General features: G+C 64.6%; 11 protein-coding genes. 1 reads left to right on the top strand and 10 read right to left on the bottom strand.

The features are described 5' to 3' along the window. Positions 1–188: 188 nt before the first annotated feature. The 4 genes from GFD18_RS03555 to GFD18_RS03540 all read right to left on the bottom strand — a co-directional run bounded on the left by GFD18_RS03555 (position 189) and on the right by GFD18_RS03540 (position 5,934). Positions 189–1,922, bottom strand: coding sequence for a dipeptide ABC transporter ATP-binding protein (locus GFD18_RS03555; protein ID WP_163199231.1), 1,734 nt, complete (start codon positions 1,920–1,922; stop codon positions 189–191). After that, the gene (locus tag GFD18_RS03550) at positions 1,919–3,028 is read right to left on the bottom strand and encodes an ABC transporter permease (RefSeq protein WP_163199229.1); all 1,110 of its coding nucleotides are present in this window, start codon (positions 3,026–3,028) and stop codon (positions 1,919–1,921) included. The genes GFD18_RS03555 and GFD18_RS03550 overlap by 4 nt, the downstream gene beginning before the upstream one ends. A 1-nt stretch (position 3,029) precedes the next feature. Further along, positions 3,030–4,055: an ABC transporter permease gene (locus tag GFD18_RS03545; protein ID WP_318644311.1), complete on the bottom strand. Its 1,026-nt coding sequence runs from the start codon at positions 4,053–4,055 to the stop codon at positions 3,030–3,032. 253 nt (positions 4,056–4,308) lie between these two features. Further along, a complete protein-coding gene (locus GFD18_RS03540; RefSeq protein ID WP_163199225.1) occupies positions 4,309–5,934 on the bottom strand; it encodes an ABC transporter substrate-binding protein in 1,626 nt (541 codons plus the stop codon). A gap of 314 nt (positions 5,935–6,248) precedes the next feature. Between GFD18_RS03540 and GFD18_RS03535 the strand changes: the two genes are divergently transcribed. After that, positions 6,249–6,605: a hypothetical protein gene (locus GFD18_RS03535; protein ID WP_163199224.1), complete on the top strand. Its 357-nt coding sequence runs from the start codon at positions 6,249–6,251 to the stop codon at positions 6,603–6,605. A gap of 27 nt (positions 6,606–6,632) precedes the next feature. On the opposite strand, the gene GFD18_RS03530 is transcribed toward GFD18_RS03535, so the two are convergent. The 6 genes from GFD18_RS03530 to tyrS all read right to left on the bottom strand — a co-directional run bounded on the left by GFD18_RS03530 (position 6,633) and on the right by tyrS (position 13,449). Next, positions 6,633–8,162, bottom strand: coding sequence for an aryl-sulfate sulfotransferase (locus GFD18_RS03530; protein WP_163199223.1), 1,530 nt, complete (start codon positions 8,160–8,162; stop codon positions 6,633–6,635). 132 nt (positions 8,163–8,294) lie between these two features. Further along, positions 8,295–9,038, bottom strand: coding sequence for a TlyA family RNA methyltransferase (locus tag GFD18_RS03525; protein ID WP_163199222.1), 744 nt, complete (start codon positions 9,036–9,038; stop codon positions 8,295–8,297). 14 nt (positions 9,039–9,052) lie between these two features. Next, positions 9,053–9,205 (bottom strand): hypothetical protein, encoded by a 153-nt coding sequence (locus tag GFD18_RS03520; RefSeq protein ID WP_163199221.1) that lies wholly within the window; start codon positions 9,203–9,205, stop codon positions 9,053–9,055. A gap of 19 nt (positions 9,206–9,224) precedes the next feature. Beyond that, a complete protein-coding gene (locus GFD18_RS03515) occupies positions 9,225–10,298 on the bottom strand; it encodes an HAD-IIA family hydrolase (protein WP_163199220.1) in 1,074 nt (357 codons plus the stop codon). Continuing rightward, the gene (locus tag GFD18_RS03510) at positions 10,298–12,139 is read right to left on the bottom strand and encodes a tetratricopeptide repeat protein (RefSeq protein WP_163199219.1); all 1,842 of its coding nucleotides are present in this window, start codon (positions 12,137–12,139) and stop codon (positions 10,298–10,300) included. Before GFD18_RS03510 ends, GFD18_RS03515 begins: the two co-directional genes overlap by 1 nt. Beyond that, positions 12,136–13,449, bottom strand: a complete 1,314-nt coding sequence (gene tyrS, locus GFD18_RS03505) for a tyrosine--tRNA ligase (RefSeq protein WP_163199218.1) — start codon at positions 13,447–13,449, stop codon at positions 12,136–12,138. The genes GFD18_RS03510 and tyrS overlap by 4 nt, the downstream gene beginning before the upstream one ends. Positions 13,450–13,561: the final 112 nt, after the last annotated feature.

The following is a 13,561-nucleotide window of genomic DNA, read 5'->3' as shown; positions in this document are numbered from 1 at the left end:
TCCTCCTTGCCCATCTGAAAACCATGGGACTAAGGAGTACTATCCGGCGATGGTGTTGCACTTCGATTTCACGTAGATTATGCGGAAACGACAATGACGTACGGAATTTTCCTGCGTGAAATAAACGAAGGGCGCGCATCTCAACGATGCGCGCCCTTGTTTTCCGTATCGCGACGAAATCCTGCCGACTATTCGGCGGCGAGCAGCTCGTGCAGATGGGCACGGTGCTTCTGCTGTTCGCGCGGATCGGGGATCGGCAGCGAGGCGAGCAGCTTCTTCGTGTACGGGTTCTTCGGGTCGCCGAGGATCTGGTCGGCCTCGCCGTGTTCGACGATCTCGCCCTGGTGCATCACCATGATGCGGTCGGCGAGCATGTCGACGACGGCGAGGTCATGGGTGATGAACAGGCAGGCGAAGCCGATCTCGACCTGCAGGCGCTTGAACAGCTCGAGCACCTTGGCCTGCACCGACACATCGAGTGCGGAGGTCGGCTCGTCGGCGATGAGCAGCGACGGCTTGAGGGCGAGGGCGCGGGCCAGGGAGGCACGCTGGCGCTGGCCGCCGGAGAGCTCGTGCGGGAAGCGGTCCATGTACGCCTTGGGCAGCTGCACCATTTCGAGCAGCTCCTCCACATACTTGCGGGCCGCGGCGAGCGAATCGTACTTCTTGTGCACGAGCAGCGGCTCGGCCACGTTCTGCGCGATGGTCATCAGCGGGTTGAACGAGCTGCCCGGGTCCTGGAACACGAAGCCGATGTCGGCGCGCTTGGCCTTGAACTCGCGCTCCTTGAATCCGTTCATCTCCATGCCGAGCACGTTGAGCGAGCCGCCGGAGATGCGCTGCAGGCCGGCGATGGCGCGGCCGGTGGTGGACTTGCCGGAACCGGACTCGCCCACGAGGCCGAGCACCTCGGAACGGTGGATCTCGAAGTCGATGCCCTTGACGGCCTTGAAGTCGGGCTGCATGAGGTGGCCGGGGTAGGTGATCTCCAGGCCCTTGGCCTTGACGGCGATGGGCTGGGTGCGCCAGTCCTGCTTGCGCTCGACGATCCTGCCGTCGTCGCCACGCACGACGAGCTTCTGTCCGATGCGCGGCACGGCGGAGAGCAGACGCTTGGTGTAGGCGTGCTGCGGGGAGTAGAAGATCTGCTCCACGCTGCCCTGCTCGACCACGTGGCCGCGGTACATGACGATGACGTTGTCGGCCACGTCGGCGATCACACCCATGTTGTGGGTGATGATGAGCACGGAGGCGTCGAACTCGTCGCGGGCCATGCGCAGCAGGTCGAGGATCTCGGCCTGCACGGTCACGTCGAGGGCGGTGGTCGGCTCGTCGGCCAGGATCAGGCCGGCGTTGAGCACGAGCGCCATGGCGATGACGATGCGCTGCTTCTGGCCGCCCGAGAACTGGTGCGGGTAGTAGTCGATGCGGGTCTCGGCGTCGGGGATGCCGACCTTCTTGAGGATGTCGACGGCCTTGGCGCGCTGCTCGTGCTTGTCGGTGATGCCGTGGGCGCGCAGGCCCTCGGCGATCTGCCAGCCGATGGTGTACACCGGGTTGAGCACGGAGTTCGGCTCCTGGAACACCATGGCCGCCTCTTCGCCGCGCATCTGGCGCAGCTCCTCGCCCGAGAGCGAAAGCACGTCCAGCTCCTTGGAGCCGTCGCGGCTCTTGAGGTAGATGGCGCCTGCGGTCGAGGCGGTGGCCGGCAGCAGCTTGAGGATGGAGCGTGCGGTGACCGACTTTCCGGAGCCGGATTCGCCGACGATGCCGACGATGGACTTCTTCGGAATGGTGAGGTTCACCTTGTCAACGGCCTTGATGGGGCCGGCGTCGGTGACGAACGAGACGCTCAGGTCCTTGATGGCGGCAAGGTCGCCGTCGGCGACGGCGTCCTGCGTGGTCTTCACGGAATCACTCATGATTCTTCTCCCTTGCTTGCCTTGGCGTCGGACGTCTGCTCGCCGGGAAGCACGACCTCGGCGGCGGACTTCTGGGTGGAGGGATCGACGGACGTGTCCTCGATGCTGCCGATGACCTCGCCGGCGGACTTGCGTGCGCGCAGTCGCGGATCGGCCAGATCGTTCAGCGATTCGCCGACGAGCGTGATGCCGAGCACGATGAGCACGATGGCGACGCCGGGGAACACGGCGGTCCACCAGATGCCTGCGGTCACGTCGGAGACGGAGCGGTTGAGGTCGTAGCCCCATTCGGCGGCGGCGGTCGGTTCGATGCCGAAGCCGAGGAAGCCCAGACCGGCGAGGGTCAGGATGGCTTCGGAGGAGTTCAGCGTGAGGATGACCGGAAGGGTTCGCGTCGAGTTCTTCAGCAGGTGCTTGGTGAGGATTCGCCACGTCGGCGCGCCGATGACGCGGGCCGACTCGATGAACGCGGATTCCTTCATGCGCACGACCTCGGCACGGATGGTGCGGAAGTACTGCGGGATGTACACCACGGTGATCGACAGGCCGGAGGCGAGGATGCCGCCCCACAGGCTGGACTGGCCGCCGGAGATCATGATGGCCATGAGGATGGCGAGCAGCAGCGACGGGAAGGAGTAGATGGCGTCGGCGATGACCACGAGCACGCGGTCGATCCAGCCGCCGAAGTAGCCGGAGACGAGGCCGAGGATCACGCCGATGAAGATGGAGCACAGCACGGCGATGATGATGGCGATGACGGCGGTGCGGGCGCCCCAGACGGTGCGGCTGAACACGTCGAAGCCGCCGACCGTGGTGCCCCAGATGTGCTCGGCGCTCGGCGCGGCCTGCGTATCGAAGGCCTTGCCGGAGGCGTCCTTGATCTGGGAGAAGCCGTAGGGGGCGATGAGCGGTGCGAAGATGGCGACCAGCAGGAAGAAGGCGCACAGCACCAGACCGGTGATGAGCATGCCCTTCTGCCAGCCGACGGCGATCTTCAGCTGCTTGACGATCGGCAGCTTGGAGAAGAAGGTCTCACGGCTCTTGGCCTTGAGTTCGGCGAGACGGTCGTCGCCGGGAACGGTGGGAGTGGAATTCGCTGCACTCATGTCAGTACCTCACTCTCGGGTCGATAAGGGCGCTGACGACATCCACGATGAAGTTCACCACCGAAACGATGATTGCGATAAGGATCACGATGCCCTGCACGGCCACGAAGTCTCGGGCCTTGAGGTACGTGGAGAGCATGAATCCGAGGCCCTTCCATTCGAAGGTGGTCTCGGTGAGCACGGCGCCGGCGAGCATCAGGGCGATCTGCATGCCCATGACGGTGATGATCGGGATGAGGGCCGGCTTCCAGGCGTGCTTGCTCAGCAGGCGCTTCTCGGAGACGCCGCGTGAGCGGGCCGCCTCGACGTAGCCGGAGGTGTAGGTGCTGATCACGTTGGTGCGCACCAGACGGATGAAGACGCCGGCGGTCAGCAGGCCGAGGGCCAGCGCCGGCAGGATGGCGTGCTCGAGCACGTCGAGCAGCACCGCCGGGTCGCCGAGCTGCAGGGCGTCGATGATGTAGAAGCCGGTCGGCGAGACGAGACGCGAGAACTGCATCTCGGAGGCCAGCGAGCTTCGTCCGGAGCTGGGCAGCCAGCCGAGCCAGACGGAGAAGATGAGCTTGAGCAGCAGGCCGAGGAAGAACACCGGGGTGGCGTAGCACAGGATGGCGAACGTGCGGATGCCGGCGTCGACGGCCTGGTCGCGGCGGCGGGCGGCGATGCGGCCGAGTCCGATGCCGACGATGAGGGCGATGATGAGCGCGAGCAGCGCGAGCTCGAACGTGGCGGCGCCGTAGCGGGTCAGCACGGTGATGACCGGCTGGTTGTCGGTGAGGGTGGTTCCCAGGTCGCCGTGCAGCAGGCCGCCGAGGTAGTCGATGTACTGCGACAGCAGCGGCCGGTCATAGCCGGCGGCGTGGATTCTGGCCTGCAGCTCCTGCGGGGTGAGTCGCCCGCCGAGCGCTGCGGTGATGGGGTCGCCGGTGGCGCGCATCACGAAGAACACGATGGTGACCAGAATGAAGATGGTGGGGATGATCAGCAGGAAGCGGACGATGACGAATCGGAAGAACCCGCCCGATATCCTGTTCTTTTTCGGTTTGTTCTCAGGAGTGTCAACCGCCTTGTTCTGCGGCTGCTCGGTCTGAGCTTGGGCTTTCGACGCCACTCGTTTCTCCTTGGATTGATGAAATTACGGTTGAAGGGGGATGTCAGGGGCCGTGGCGGTCATCCGAAGACGACCGCGTGGCCTCTGGCATCCCCCAAATGGCTAAGCGCCGAGCGTAGTTCCCCAATGTTTCGTGAAAATCATCACGTCGTCATCGGGGAACCCGTGTTCAGGACTTGGTGACGGACGCGTAGCGGAAGCGGAACGAAGCGTCCAGCGTCACGCCCGAGATGTTGGTGCCGGTGACGGCGACCTGGGCGCCCTGCAGCAGCGGCAGGGTCGAGATGTCCTCGGTCTCCAGCTCCTGGATCTGCTTGAGCAGGGCGACGCGCTTGGCCTTGTCCTGCTCGCCGGCCTGCTGCACGATCAGGTCGTTGATCTTCTTGTTGGAGTAGCCGTTGTTCACGAAGTTGCCGTCGCGGAAGAACGGGGACAGGTAGTTGTCCGGATCGGAGTAGTCCGGGTACCAGCCGAGCTGGTAGGCCGGGTACACGCCGTCGGAGGAGTCGGTGACGACGCGTTCCTTCTGGTACTGCGTCCACTCGGTCTGCTGGAGGTCGACCTTGAAGAGGCCGCCCTGCTCGAGCTGGGACTTGATGGCGGAGTACTCGTCGGCGGAGCTGGAGCCGTAGTGCTCGGCGTTGTACTGGAGCTTGAGGTCGACCGGGGTCTTCACGCCGGCGTCGGCGAGGACCTTCTTGGCCTTCTCGAGGCTCGGCTTGCCGTTCTCGCCGTACTTCTCCTTGAAGGTGTTCACCTGGCCGGTGATGCCGGACGGGATGTAGGAGTACATTGGGGTGTAGGTGCCCTTGTACACGGTCTGGGCCAGCTCCTCGCGGTCGATGAGGTTGGCGACGGCCTGGCGGACGGCCTTGGCCTTGTTGGCGTCGGCGTCCTTCTGCTTGGTGCCGTACGGCATGATGTTCATGTTGAACGTGATGAAGCGTTCCTCACCGCCGGGGCCGGTGACGACCTTGACCTTGTCGTTCTTCTTGAGGTCGGAGATGTCGGTCGGGGTCAGGGTGCGGTAGGCGACGTCGACCTGGTTCTGCTCGATGGCCATCTTCAGGTTGGAGGCGTCGGCGAAGTACTTCACCTGCACGGCGTTGTTCTTGGCCGGGGTCAGGCCCTTGTAGCCGTCGTACTTCTCGTAGCTGACGGCCTCGTTGAGCTTGAACGAGGTGAGCTTGTACGGGCCGCCGAAGGCGTTGGCCTTGATGATGTCGTCGGCGGAGGTGAGCTTGTCGGCGCTGAAGACCTCGTCGTCGACGATCGGGCCGGCCGGGGAGCCGAGGACCTGCTTGAGGGTCACGTCGTTCTTCACGGAGTCCTTGAACACCACGGTGGTGGCGTCCGGGGTCTCGATGTCGGTGATGTTGGCGAGCAGCGAGGCGGGGCCGTTCTCGTCGTTGATCTTCTTCACGCGGTCGAAGGAGAACTTGACGTCCTTGGAGTCGAGCGTGTGGCCGTTGGCCCACTTGAGGCCCGGCTTGATCTTGACGGTGAACTCGGTGCCGTCGGCGTTCCAGCTGCCGTCATCGGCGGCGATGTCGGGGCTCATCTCGGACTCGTTGTAGTTCTGGGAGAACAGGAACGGGAACACGTTGATGATCACGGCGAAGGAGCCGTTGTCGTACTGGCCGGCCGGATCGAGGCTGACGATCTTGTCGGTCGTACCGATGGTGATGGCGTTGGCATCGGAGGCGGTGCCGCCGTCCTTGACGCCGCCGCAGGCCGCGAGCGACGCGATCGCGGCGATGGAAGCGACTGCCGCGAGAATCTTTTTACTCTGCACGAGTACCTCTCTTCATATCAATCGTCCCTGCGGTCGGGCCGCGGGGCCCGGATTTCAGCGACGTGTCCGGCGGGCAACGAATATGTTGCCGCGGCATGAAGCCGAAACAAACCCGGGGTACGGAAGTACAACTTAGAGTTATATCCGAAACCCCGGATTTTTTCCTGATATTTCCATTGTTTTTCCGTTAATGCCCATAAAATGGGACGGATATGGCATGCTGCGGACGATGGAATGGTTCCGGCGGTCGTCGGCGACTGCCATGCATACATGCCTGTTTATGCTTATGGCGAAATCAGGGAAAGGATAGGGCCATGCAGTATGTCTTCGTCGCGGTGATCGCCGTGGCATGCGCCGTCATCGGCGGCGTCTTCGCGGTGCTGCCCCGCCGCACGACCGATATGGACGCGCTGCAGCGCAAGGTCTCCCAGGCGTTGGGCGTCGTGTTCTGCCTGCTGTTCTTCGTCTTCATGATCGCCGGACGCGATCTGGAGTCATGGGGCATCATCGGCGGCGGCCTCGTCGGCTTCGTGGTCTGCTCCATCCCGCCGGTGAAGCGCGGGTTGCAGGAGCGCTTCGTGCTTTTCGCTCCCCCGGTCAGTCCCGAGAAGGACGAACCCGCGAAGGGCCCGTCCCGGAAATCCCCGAAGAAGGGCTCGAAGCGCAAGTAACAGCGTCCCCTTCGGAAGCGTCGCCGTCTATTCGAAATACTGCGTGCGGTAGCTTTGCGACGTCGACGACACGATTTCGCTGATCACCTTGTCGTTCTTGAAGTCGTAGAGCGTGGCGAGCACCTTGTTGGAGGCCATGCCCCATCCGATGAAGTACCGGTCCGGTGATATCTGCTGCACACTGCCGCAGTACATGGAGAAGTGGTCGCCGAGGTCGAAGTTCCTGAACGCCGTCACCTTGTGGTTCCTCTCGTCCAGTGTGTAGCGCTTGATGGTCGTGTGTCCGGTCGAGACGCCGTTGTCGAACAGCAGCAGGTTGTGGTCGTCGTCGAAGTACGCGTAGTGCTGGCGCGAGAACCGCTGGTCCTTGGGCAGGGAGAACCGGTCGTTCTTGCCGCCGAGGGTCCATACGATGGCACCGGTATGGTGGTCGATCTTCATGACGGCGTCCTGGTTGCGCGCCGAAAGGACGAAATTGCCGTCCTTCGGGTCGATGACGAGGCTGTTGGAATGCATGTAGTCCTCGTTGTTGTCCATGAGCTCCTGGTAGCTGTCGTCAAGTTCGCGGTGCTCGCTGCTGAGCCATTCGAACGTGACCTTGCCTCCATCGAGCTCCTGGATGTACGTGGAGCGCATCTCGTTGGTGTTGCCCTTGCCGTCCCTGATGGGCGAGTACACCTCCCCCATGAGGATGTAGTGCGTGGGCGAGAGGAAGATGTAGTCGTGGTTCTCCGCGTACCCGCCTTGCGGGAGCTTCTTCGTGGGGGTCAGGCGGATGCGCCTGATCTGGCGGTACTGGTCGTCGAGCAGTACGATCTGCCCGAATTTGAGGCTGAAGTTCCTGATCTGGTTGTATTCGGGCACGGCCTCGAAGAACGAATAGTAGGTCTTGCCGCCGAACGTGTATTTCTTAAGGTTGTCGATGTCCTGTCCGCGGCGGTAGTAAAGGATGGCCCCGGCGGGGGTCATGCGGTAGACGTAGGTGTTCGCTCCGGTGCCGACGTTGCCGTAGTAGTCGCCCTTCGGGGTGGCGAAGTTCTGGCCGGACACCTCCAGGTTCGGGAAGTCGCTGGGCAGCGAGGGGATGGTGATCGTGCGCTGTTCGCCCGTCGACCGGCTGATCTTGATGACGGTGTTGTGGCTGACCTCCCGCGACAGCCTGTCGAACCGGAGGTTCACGGCCCCGGTGTACCGTCGTCCGTTGACCATGACGACGCTGTTCACGGGGACGTCGAGCGTCAGACGGTTGTCGACGCCGACGGCCAGCGACTTGGCGTTGACGCGGGGGTTGATGACGTTGAGTTTGACCGGCGTGGGAATGCCGTTGATCTTGAGTCCGAGGTCGACGCCGCTGAGCGAATCGTTGATGCGTGACTCCTGGCCGTCGGACTGCTCCTCGACGGATTCGCCGAGGTCCTTCACGTTCGATGCCGTGGTCTGCATGCTGGCGTCGAGGCGTTCGATGGCCTGATAGCCGAGGAATCCCCCGACGCCGATGAGACCGGCGAGAATGACGAGGACCGCCCCCATGACGGCCGCGATGATCTTATCCCTCATACCGCCATTATTCCGCCGCGAAGACCGCGTGGCGGGATGATGGGGAGCCTCTTCATGGAGATGTAACCTCCGGCACACCTTGCTTCCGACGTTCGGCGGCGGCGACGCCGGCGTGGCGTCGGGAAGGCGTCGCTATGCGCGGGCGATCCACAGCAGGTATTCGACGTTGCCGTGGGTGCCGGTGATCGGCGAGGGGGATGTGGCCCTCACCTCGAAGCCATGGTCCCTGGCGCAGGCGATGACACGGTCGAAGGCCTGTCGCCGTGCGACGTCGTCGGTCACGATGCCGCCCCTGCCGAGGTGCTCCCGGCCGACCTCGAACTGCGGTTTGACCAGCAGTACGACGTCGGCTCCGGCAGGTGCGATGCGTTCGATGACGGGTATCACGTAGGTGAGCGAGATGAACGAGACGTCGGAGACGATGAGTCGGGGGACGAACGGCAGGTCGCCGGACTGCACGTCGCGGATGTTCGTGCCGCTCATGTCGATGACCCTCGGGTCGTCCGCGATGCGCGGATGAAGCTGGCCATGGCCGACGTCGAGGGCCAGCACGTGGGCCGCGCCCTTGCGCAGCAGGACCTCGGTGAAGCCTCCCGTGGAGGCGCCGATGTCGAGGCAGTCCAGTCCCTTGGGCGAAAGCAGCCCCATCGGGGCGAAGCGTTCGTAGGCACCGATGAGCTTGTAGGCACCGCGGGAGACGTAGTCGTCGCCCGGATCGGCGACGATGTCGTCGGCGGTGTACACCTTGGCGGCGGGCTTGGTCACGACCGTGCCGTTGACGACCACCGCGCCGTCCTTGATGAGCCGTTGCGCGCGCGAGCGGGAGTCGGCCAGTCCGCGGGAGACGAGTTCGGCGTCGAGACGCGATGATGCCATGTGCCGCCTTTCGGTTAGTTCTTGAGCCGTCCGAGTTCGTCGCCGAGACTGCGCAGGATGTCGCGGTAGGCGGCGAGCTGGGCGTCGTAGTCGGCATCGTCGATCTTGCCAAGTGCGGGGAAGCGCTCGGCAAGATCGACGATGCCGGTGTCAATGCTGTCGTTCATGGATTGCATCGATCGTCCGTCAGATGTTGAAATCGGGAAGGATGATGGCGCTGGTGTCGATGCCTCGGTCGGCGGCCTGCCACATCGTGCAGCAGGCGGCGCGCAGCGCGTCGAGCGCCGATGGCGCCTCGACGTCGCCCTGTGATGCCACATGCAGTTCGCCGCCATCGATCCAGGCGCTGGCCTTGCCGCAGGAGTACCCTCCCTCCGGGAGCGGGGTCGGGGTCGGATGCGTCTCGTTGAGGCCCCGCAGGTCCTTGGCGATGTACGTGGGACGCAGAATCGGCTCGGCGAGCATGATTCCCTTGGGATCGGCGACGCCGGTGAGCACGACGAGCGAATCGTATCCGCCGCGGTTGCCCGCTTCGATGTCGGTGTCGAGACGGTCGCCGATCGCAAGGCATCGTTCCTTGGCCACGGGTTCGGCGGCCTTGCCCTGTGCGCTCTGCGCGTCGGCCACGAGCTGTCGGGCCTCGTCGTACATGGCGGATTCGGGCTTGCCCGCAGAGCCGAGGGGCTGACGTCCCACGGCCTCGATGACGGCGTTCACCAGCGATCCGCAACCGGGTGCGATGCCCAGCTCACGCGGAATCGTCAGATCGCGGTTGGTCACGAAGAACTTGGCTCCGCGCTGTGCGGCGTATGCCACGGCGGCGAGCTCGTTCCACGTGATCTCGGGATACCAGCCCTGGATGACGGCCTCCGGCCCGTCCTCCACGCGTTCCACCAGGGTCAGTCCGGCCTTGGCGACCTCCTCGCGCAGATGCGGGGCGCCGGCCGCCAGCACCTTGGTGCCGGCGGGGACGTGATGGGCGACCATGCGGGCGGCCACCACCGACGAGGTGATGACCTGCCAGGGCTCGACGTGCAGTCCGAAGCCGCGCAGCTGTTCGGCGACGACGGACTGGAACCGCGAGGAGTTGTTCGTCGTGTACTCCATCGCCATGCCGGATGATTCGGCCTGGGCGATGGAGTCGGCGGCGTGCTCCACCGGGTTCTTGCCACGGTAAACCACGCCGTCAAGGTCGAGCAGCGCCAGACGGTACGCCTGGCTCAGCGGCTGGTCGGAGCCTTTGAGGTATGCGCCGGTCATTACTCGGCCTGCTCCTCGGCTTCGGACTCGGCGTCGGCTTCACCGGACTCGGCAGGCTCGGCGTCCTCCTCGGCCGGCTCGCCGTCCGTGGACTCGGCTTCGGACTCGGTCTCAGCCTCGGATTCGGCTTCGGCTTCCTCGGAGTCATCGGAATCGGCAGGGGCCGCCTCTTCGGCATCCGCATCCCCGGTCTGCTCGCCGGCTTCTTCCGCGGCATCTTCCTCGGAGTCCTCCGCCGTATCGGCGTCGGCATCCTCGGATTCGCTCTCGTCATCGTCGGGAACGGACAGGTCGATGCCGAGGCCTTCGAGCAGCTCGTCGTCGATGTCCTCGAGATCGTTGTCGATGATGGTGTCGTCGTCCTCGTCATCGACTTCTGCGTACTCGTCCTCAAGACGGTCGACCAGACCATCCAGGGCCAGGGACTCGTCGGTGCGGCCGGCCTGCTCGAGGAAGTTCTGCTCGGCCTGCACGGCACGCATGCGGTACTCGCCCGAAATGCCCTTGGAACGGCCGACGGTGTGCACGAGCTCGATGGCCTTGTCCCAGTTGCCGAGGTCGCCGTAGGCGCCGGCCACGACGAGGAACATCTCGGCCTTGGCCTCGCCACGCAGCGCCCTGGCCTCGTCGGAGGCGGCGAGCTCGATGGCCTTCTTCGGATTGCCCACGCCACGCTCGCAGTCGGCGATGAACGGCAGGTAGTCGAGGAAGCCGTTCATGCGGTAGGCGGTGCGGAACTCGCGCAGCGCGAGCTTGTAATCGCCCTGACGGTACGCGATCAGAGCCAGCACCTCACGGGTCATGTCGATGCGGGAGGCCTGTCGGGCGATCCACTTGGCGTGCTCGAGCGCCTCCTCGGGATGCTCCTCCTCCAGCGTGTAGGCGGCAAGCATGTGCAGACCGATGTTCTCGGCATGCTCCTTGCTCAGGCCGCGCAGACGCTCACGCTCGTCGGTCGACAGCATCGACCATTCCAGGCCCTTCGGCATCTTCGGCTCATCGGGGCGGCGATGCGTGTACGGGTTCTGCGACGGATAGCTCACCGTGCCGTCGGAATTGCGACGGCCGTCCTGGTAGAAGCCGTGCGACCCCTTGCCGCTGCGCTCGTAACGGTTGTTGCGGCGGTCGTCGCGATGGAAGTCGCGACGGTTCTCGCGCTGCTCGCCCTGACCGTCGAAACGACGCTCCTGACGCTCGCCGTCGCGCTCGTAACGCGGGTTGCGCGGCTTGTCATCGAAGGCGCGGCGGGGCTTGCGGTCGAAGTCACGGCCGCCGCGACGGTCATCACGGTCGAACCTGCGGCCGCCCTTGTCGTAGCCGCCGTCATTGCCGCGGCGATCGCCACGACGGTCGTCAAAGCGACGCTTGCCGCCACGGTCGTCGAAACGACGGTTGTCGCGACGGTCGTCACGGCGTCCCTCGAAACGACGCTCGCCATCACGACGCTCGCCGTCCTTATGGAAGTCCCTGCGCTCGCCGTCGCGGTTGTCGCGACGGTCGTCACGGCGGAATCCGCGGCGGTCGCCGTCTCGACGGAAGCCGCCGCCGTTGCCGCGGAAGCCCTGACGGTCGCCTCGACGGAAGCCGCCGTGCTGGCCGTTCTCGCGACGCTGGCCCTCGCCATGCTCGCCGTCGCGACGCGGGGCGTCGCCGTCCCTGCGGAAGTCGCGGTCCTTGTGGAACTCACCGTCGCGGTGGAAGCGCCTGCCGCCGTTGCCGCCGTTGCGATGGCCGAAGCCGCCGCGGCGCGGGCCGTAGGACTTGCCGCCGCGGTTGCCGTAGCCGCCGGAATGTCCCGAACGGTTGCCTCCTGAACGATTGCCGGAATTCTCAGCGCTCATCGAGTCTCCTCCAATGCTGCCAGCGACTTCTTGCCGCGGCGGATCAATACGAATCGGTCATGCAGAAAATCATCTGCGGTAAGGGTCTGCTCCTGGTCCTCCACGCGGGCGTTGTTCACGTACACGCCGCCGGACTTGATGGCGCGACGCGCCTCGGACGCGGACTTGAACAGTCCGGCCGCCGCGGCCGCGTCGATGATGCGGTCGCCGGCCTTGGCCTGGGCGAACGTGCCGTCGGCCTGCTTCAGGCCGCCAAGCGCGGATTCGAGTGTGTCCTCGTCGATGGAGCCGAGGTCGCCGCCACGGCCGAACAGGGCTGCGGCCGCGTCGATGGCCTGCTGCGTGGCCTGTTCGCCATGCACGTAGCTGGTGACCTCCCAGGCGAGGGTCTTCTGCGCCTCGCGGCGGCCCGGGTTCTCCTCCACCTCGACGGCGAGACGCTCGATCTCGCTCTTCGGCAGGAAGGTGAACGCCTTGAGCAGCTTCACCACCTGGTCGTCGGGCTGGTTGAACCAGAACTGGTAGAACTTGTACGGGCTGAGCATGGTCGGGTCGAGCCACATGGCGTTGCCCTCCGACTTGCCGAACTTCTTGCCCTGGCTGTCGGTGATGATCGGGCTGGTGAACACGTTCACGCTCTCGCCGCGCACCTTGCGGATGAGGTCGAGGCCGGAGGTGAGGTTGCCCCACTGGTCGGAGCCGCCCAGCTCGAGCACGCAGTGGTATTCGTCGAACAGGTGCAGGAAGTCGTTGCCCTGCAGCACCTGGTAGCTGAACTCGGTGAAGGAGATGCCCTCCTCGGAGTTCAGACGACGGGCGACGGTGTCCTTGGCCAGCATGGTGCCCATGCGGAAGTTCTTGCCGACGTCGCGCAGGAAGTCGATGACCGACATCTGCGCCGTCCAGTCGTAGTTGCTCACGAAGCGCACGGGGTTCTCGCCGTCGGCCTCGAGGAACCGGCTGATCTGCACGCGCAGCTTCTCGGCCCACTGGGCCACGATCTCCTTGGGGTTGAGCGTGCGCTCGCCCGACTGGCGCGGGTCGCCGATCAGACCGGTGGCGCCTCCGACCAATGCGATGGGGTGATGGCCGGCCGCCTGCAGGTGCCGCATGTTGATGAGCTGCACGAGGTTGCCGATGTGCAGGGACGCCGCCGTGGGGTCGAATCCGCAATAATAGGTGATGGGATCGCCGTTCAACGCTTCGGCAAGCTGCTCTTTGTCAGTGGACTGATTGACCAGACCGCGCCATTCGAGCTCTTCGAGAAGAGAATCGAACCCCGCTTCCTTGTAACTTCTGACCTGAGACATGTGTTCCCTGTCACTCCCTGTTGAATTGGTGGAAAACGCGAACATTCGCATCCATCAGTTTGACAGTAGAGTATGACAAGCTCGGACGGGCGGCCGAGGAAGGGACGCGCCT

Source organism: Bifidobacterium saimiriisciurei (genome assembly GCF_010667655.1).
In the GTDB taxonomy this organism is placed as follows: domain Bacteria; phylum Actinomycetota; class Actinomycetes; order Actinomycetales; family Bifidobacteriaceae; genus Galliscardovia; species Galliscardovia saimiriisciurei.
The sequence above is the reverse complement of the archived record's forward strand: the minus strand, read 5'-3'. Positions and strand labels throughout refer to the sequence as shown.

What these genes read in the sequence shown, in the direction of transcription:
- GFD18_RS03555 (WP_163199231.1), bottom strand. Translation starts at nt 1,922, where the DNA reads ATGAGTGATTCCGTGAAGACCACGCAGGACGCCGTCGCCGACGGCGAC.
- GFD18_RS03550 (WP_163199229.1), bottom strand. Translation starts at nt 3,028, where the DNA reads ATGAGTGCAGCGAATTCCACTCCCACCGTTCCCGGCGACGACCGTCTC.
- GFD18_RS03535 (WP_163199224.1), top strand. Translation starts at nt 6,249, where the DNA reads ATGCAGTATGTCTTCGTCGCGGTGATCGCCGTGGCATGCGCCGTCATC.
- GFD18_RS03530 (WP_163199223.1), bottom strand. Translation starts at nt 8,162, where the DNA reads ATGAGGGATAAGATCATCGCGGCCGTCATGGGGGCGGTCCTCGTCATT.
- GFD18_RS03525 (WP_163199222.1), bottom strand. Translation starts at nt 9,038, where the DNA reads ATGGCATCATCGCGTCTCGACGCCGAACTCGTCTCCCGCGGACTGGCC.
- GFD18_RS03520 (WP_163199221.1), bottom strand. Translation starts at nt 9,205, where the DNA reads ATGAACGACAGCATTGACACCGGCATCGTCGATCTTGCCGAGCGCTTC.
- GFD18_RS03515 (WP_163199220.1), bottom strand. Translation starts at nt 10,298, where the DNA reads ATGACCGGCGCATACCTCAAAGGCTCCGACCAGCCGCTGAGCCAGGCG.
- GFD18_RS03510 (WP_163199219.1), bottom strand. Translation starts at nt 12,139, where the DNA reads ATGAGCGCTGAGAATTCCGGCAATCGTTCAGGAGGCAACCGTTCGGGA.
- tyrS (WP_163199218.1), bottom strand. Translation starts at nt 13,449, where the DNA reads ATGTCTCAGGTCAGAAGTTACAAGGAAGCGGGGTTCGATTCTCTTCTC.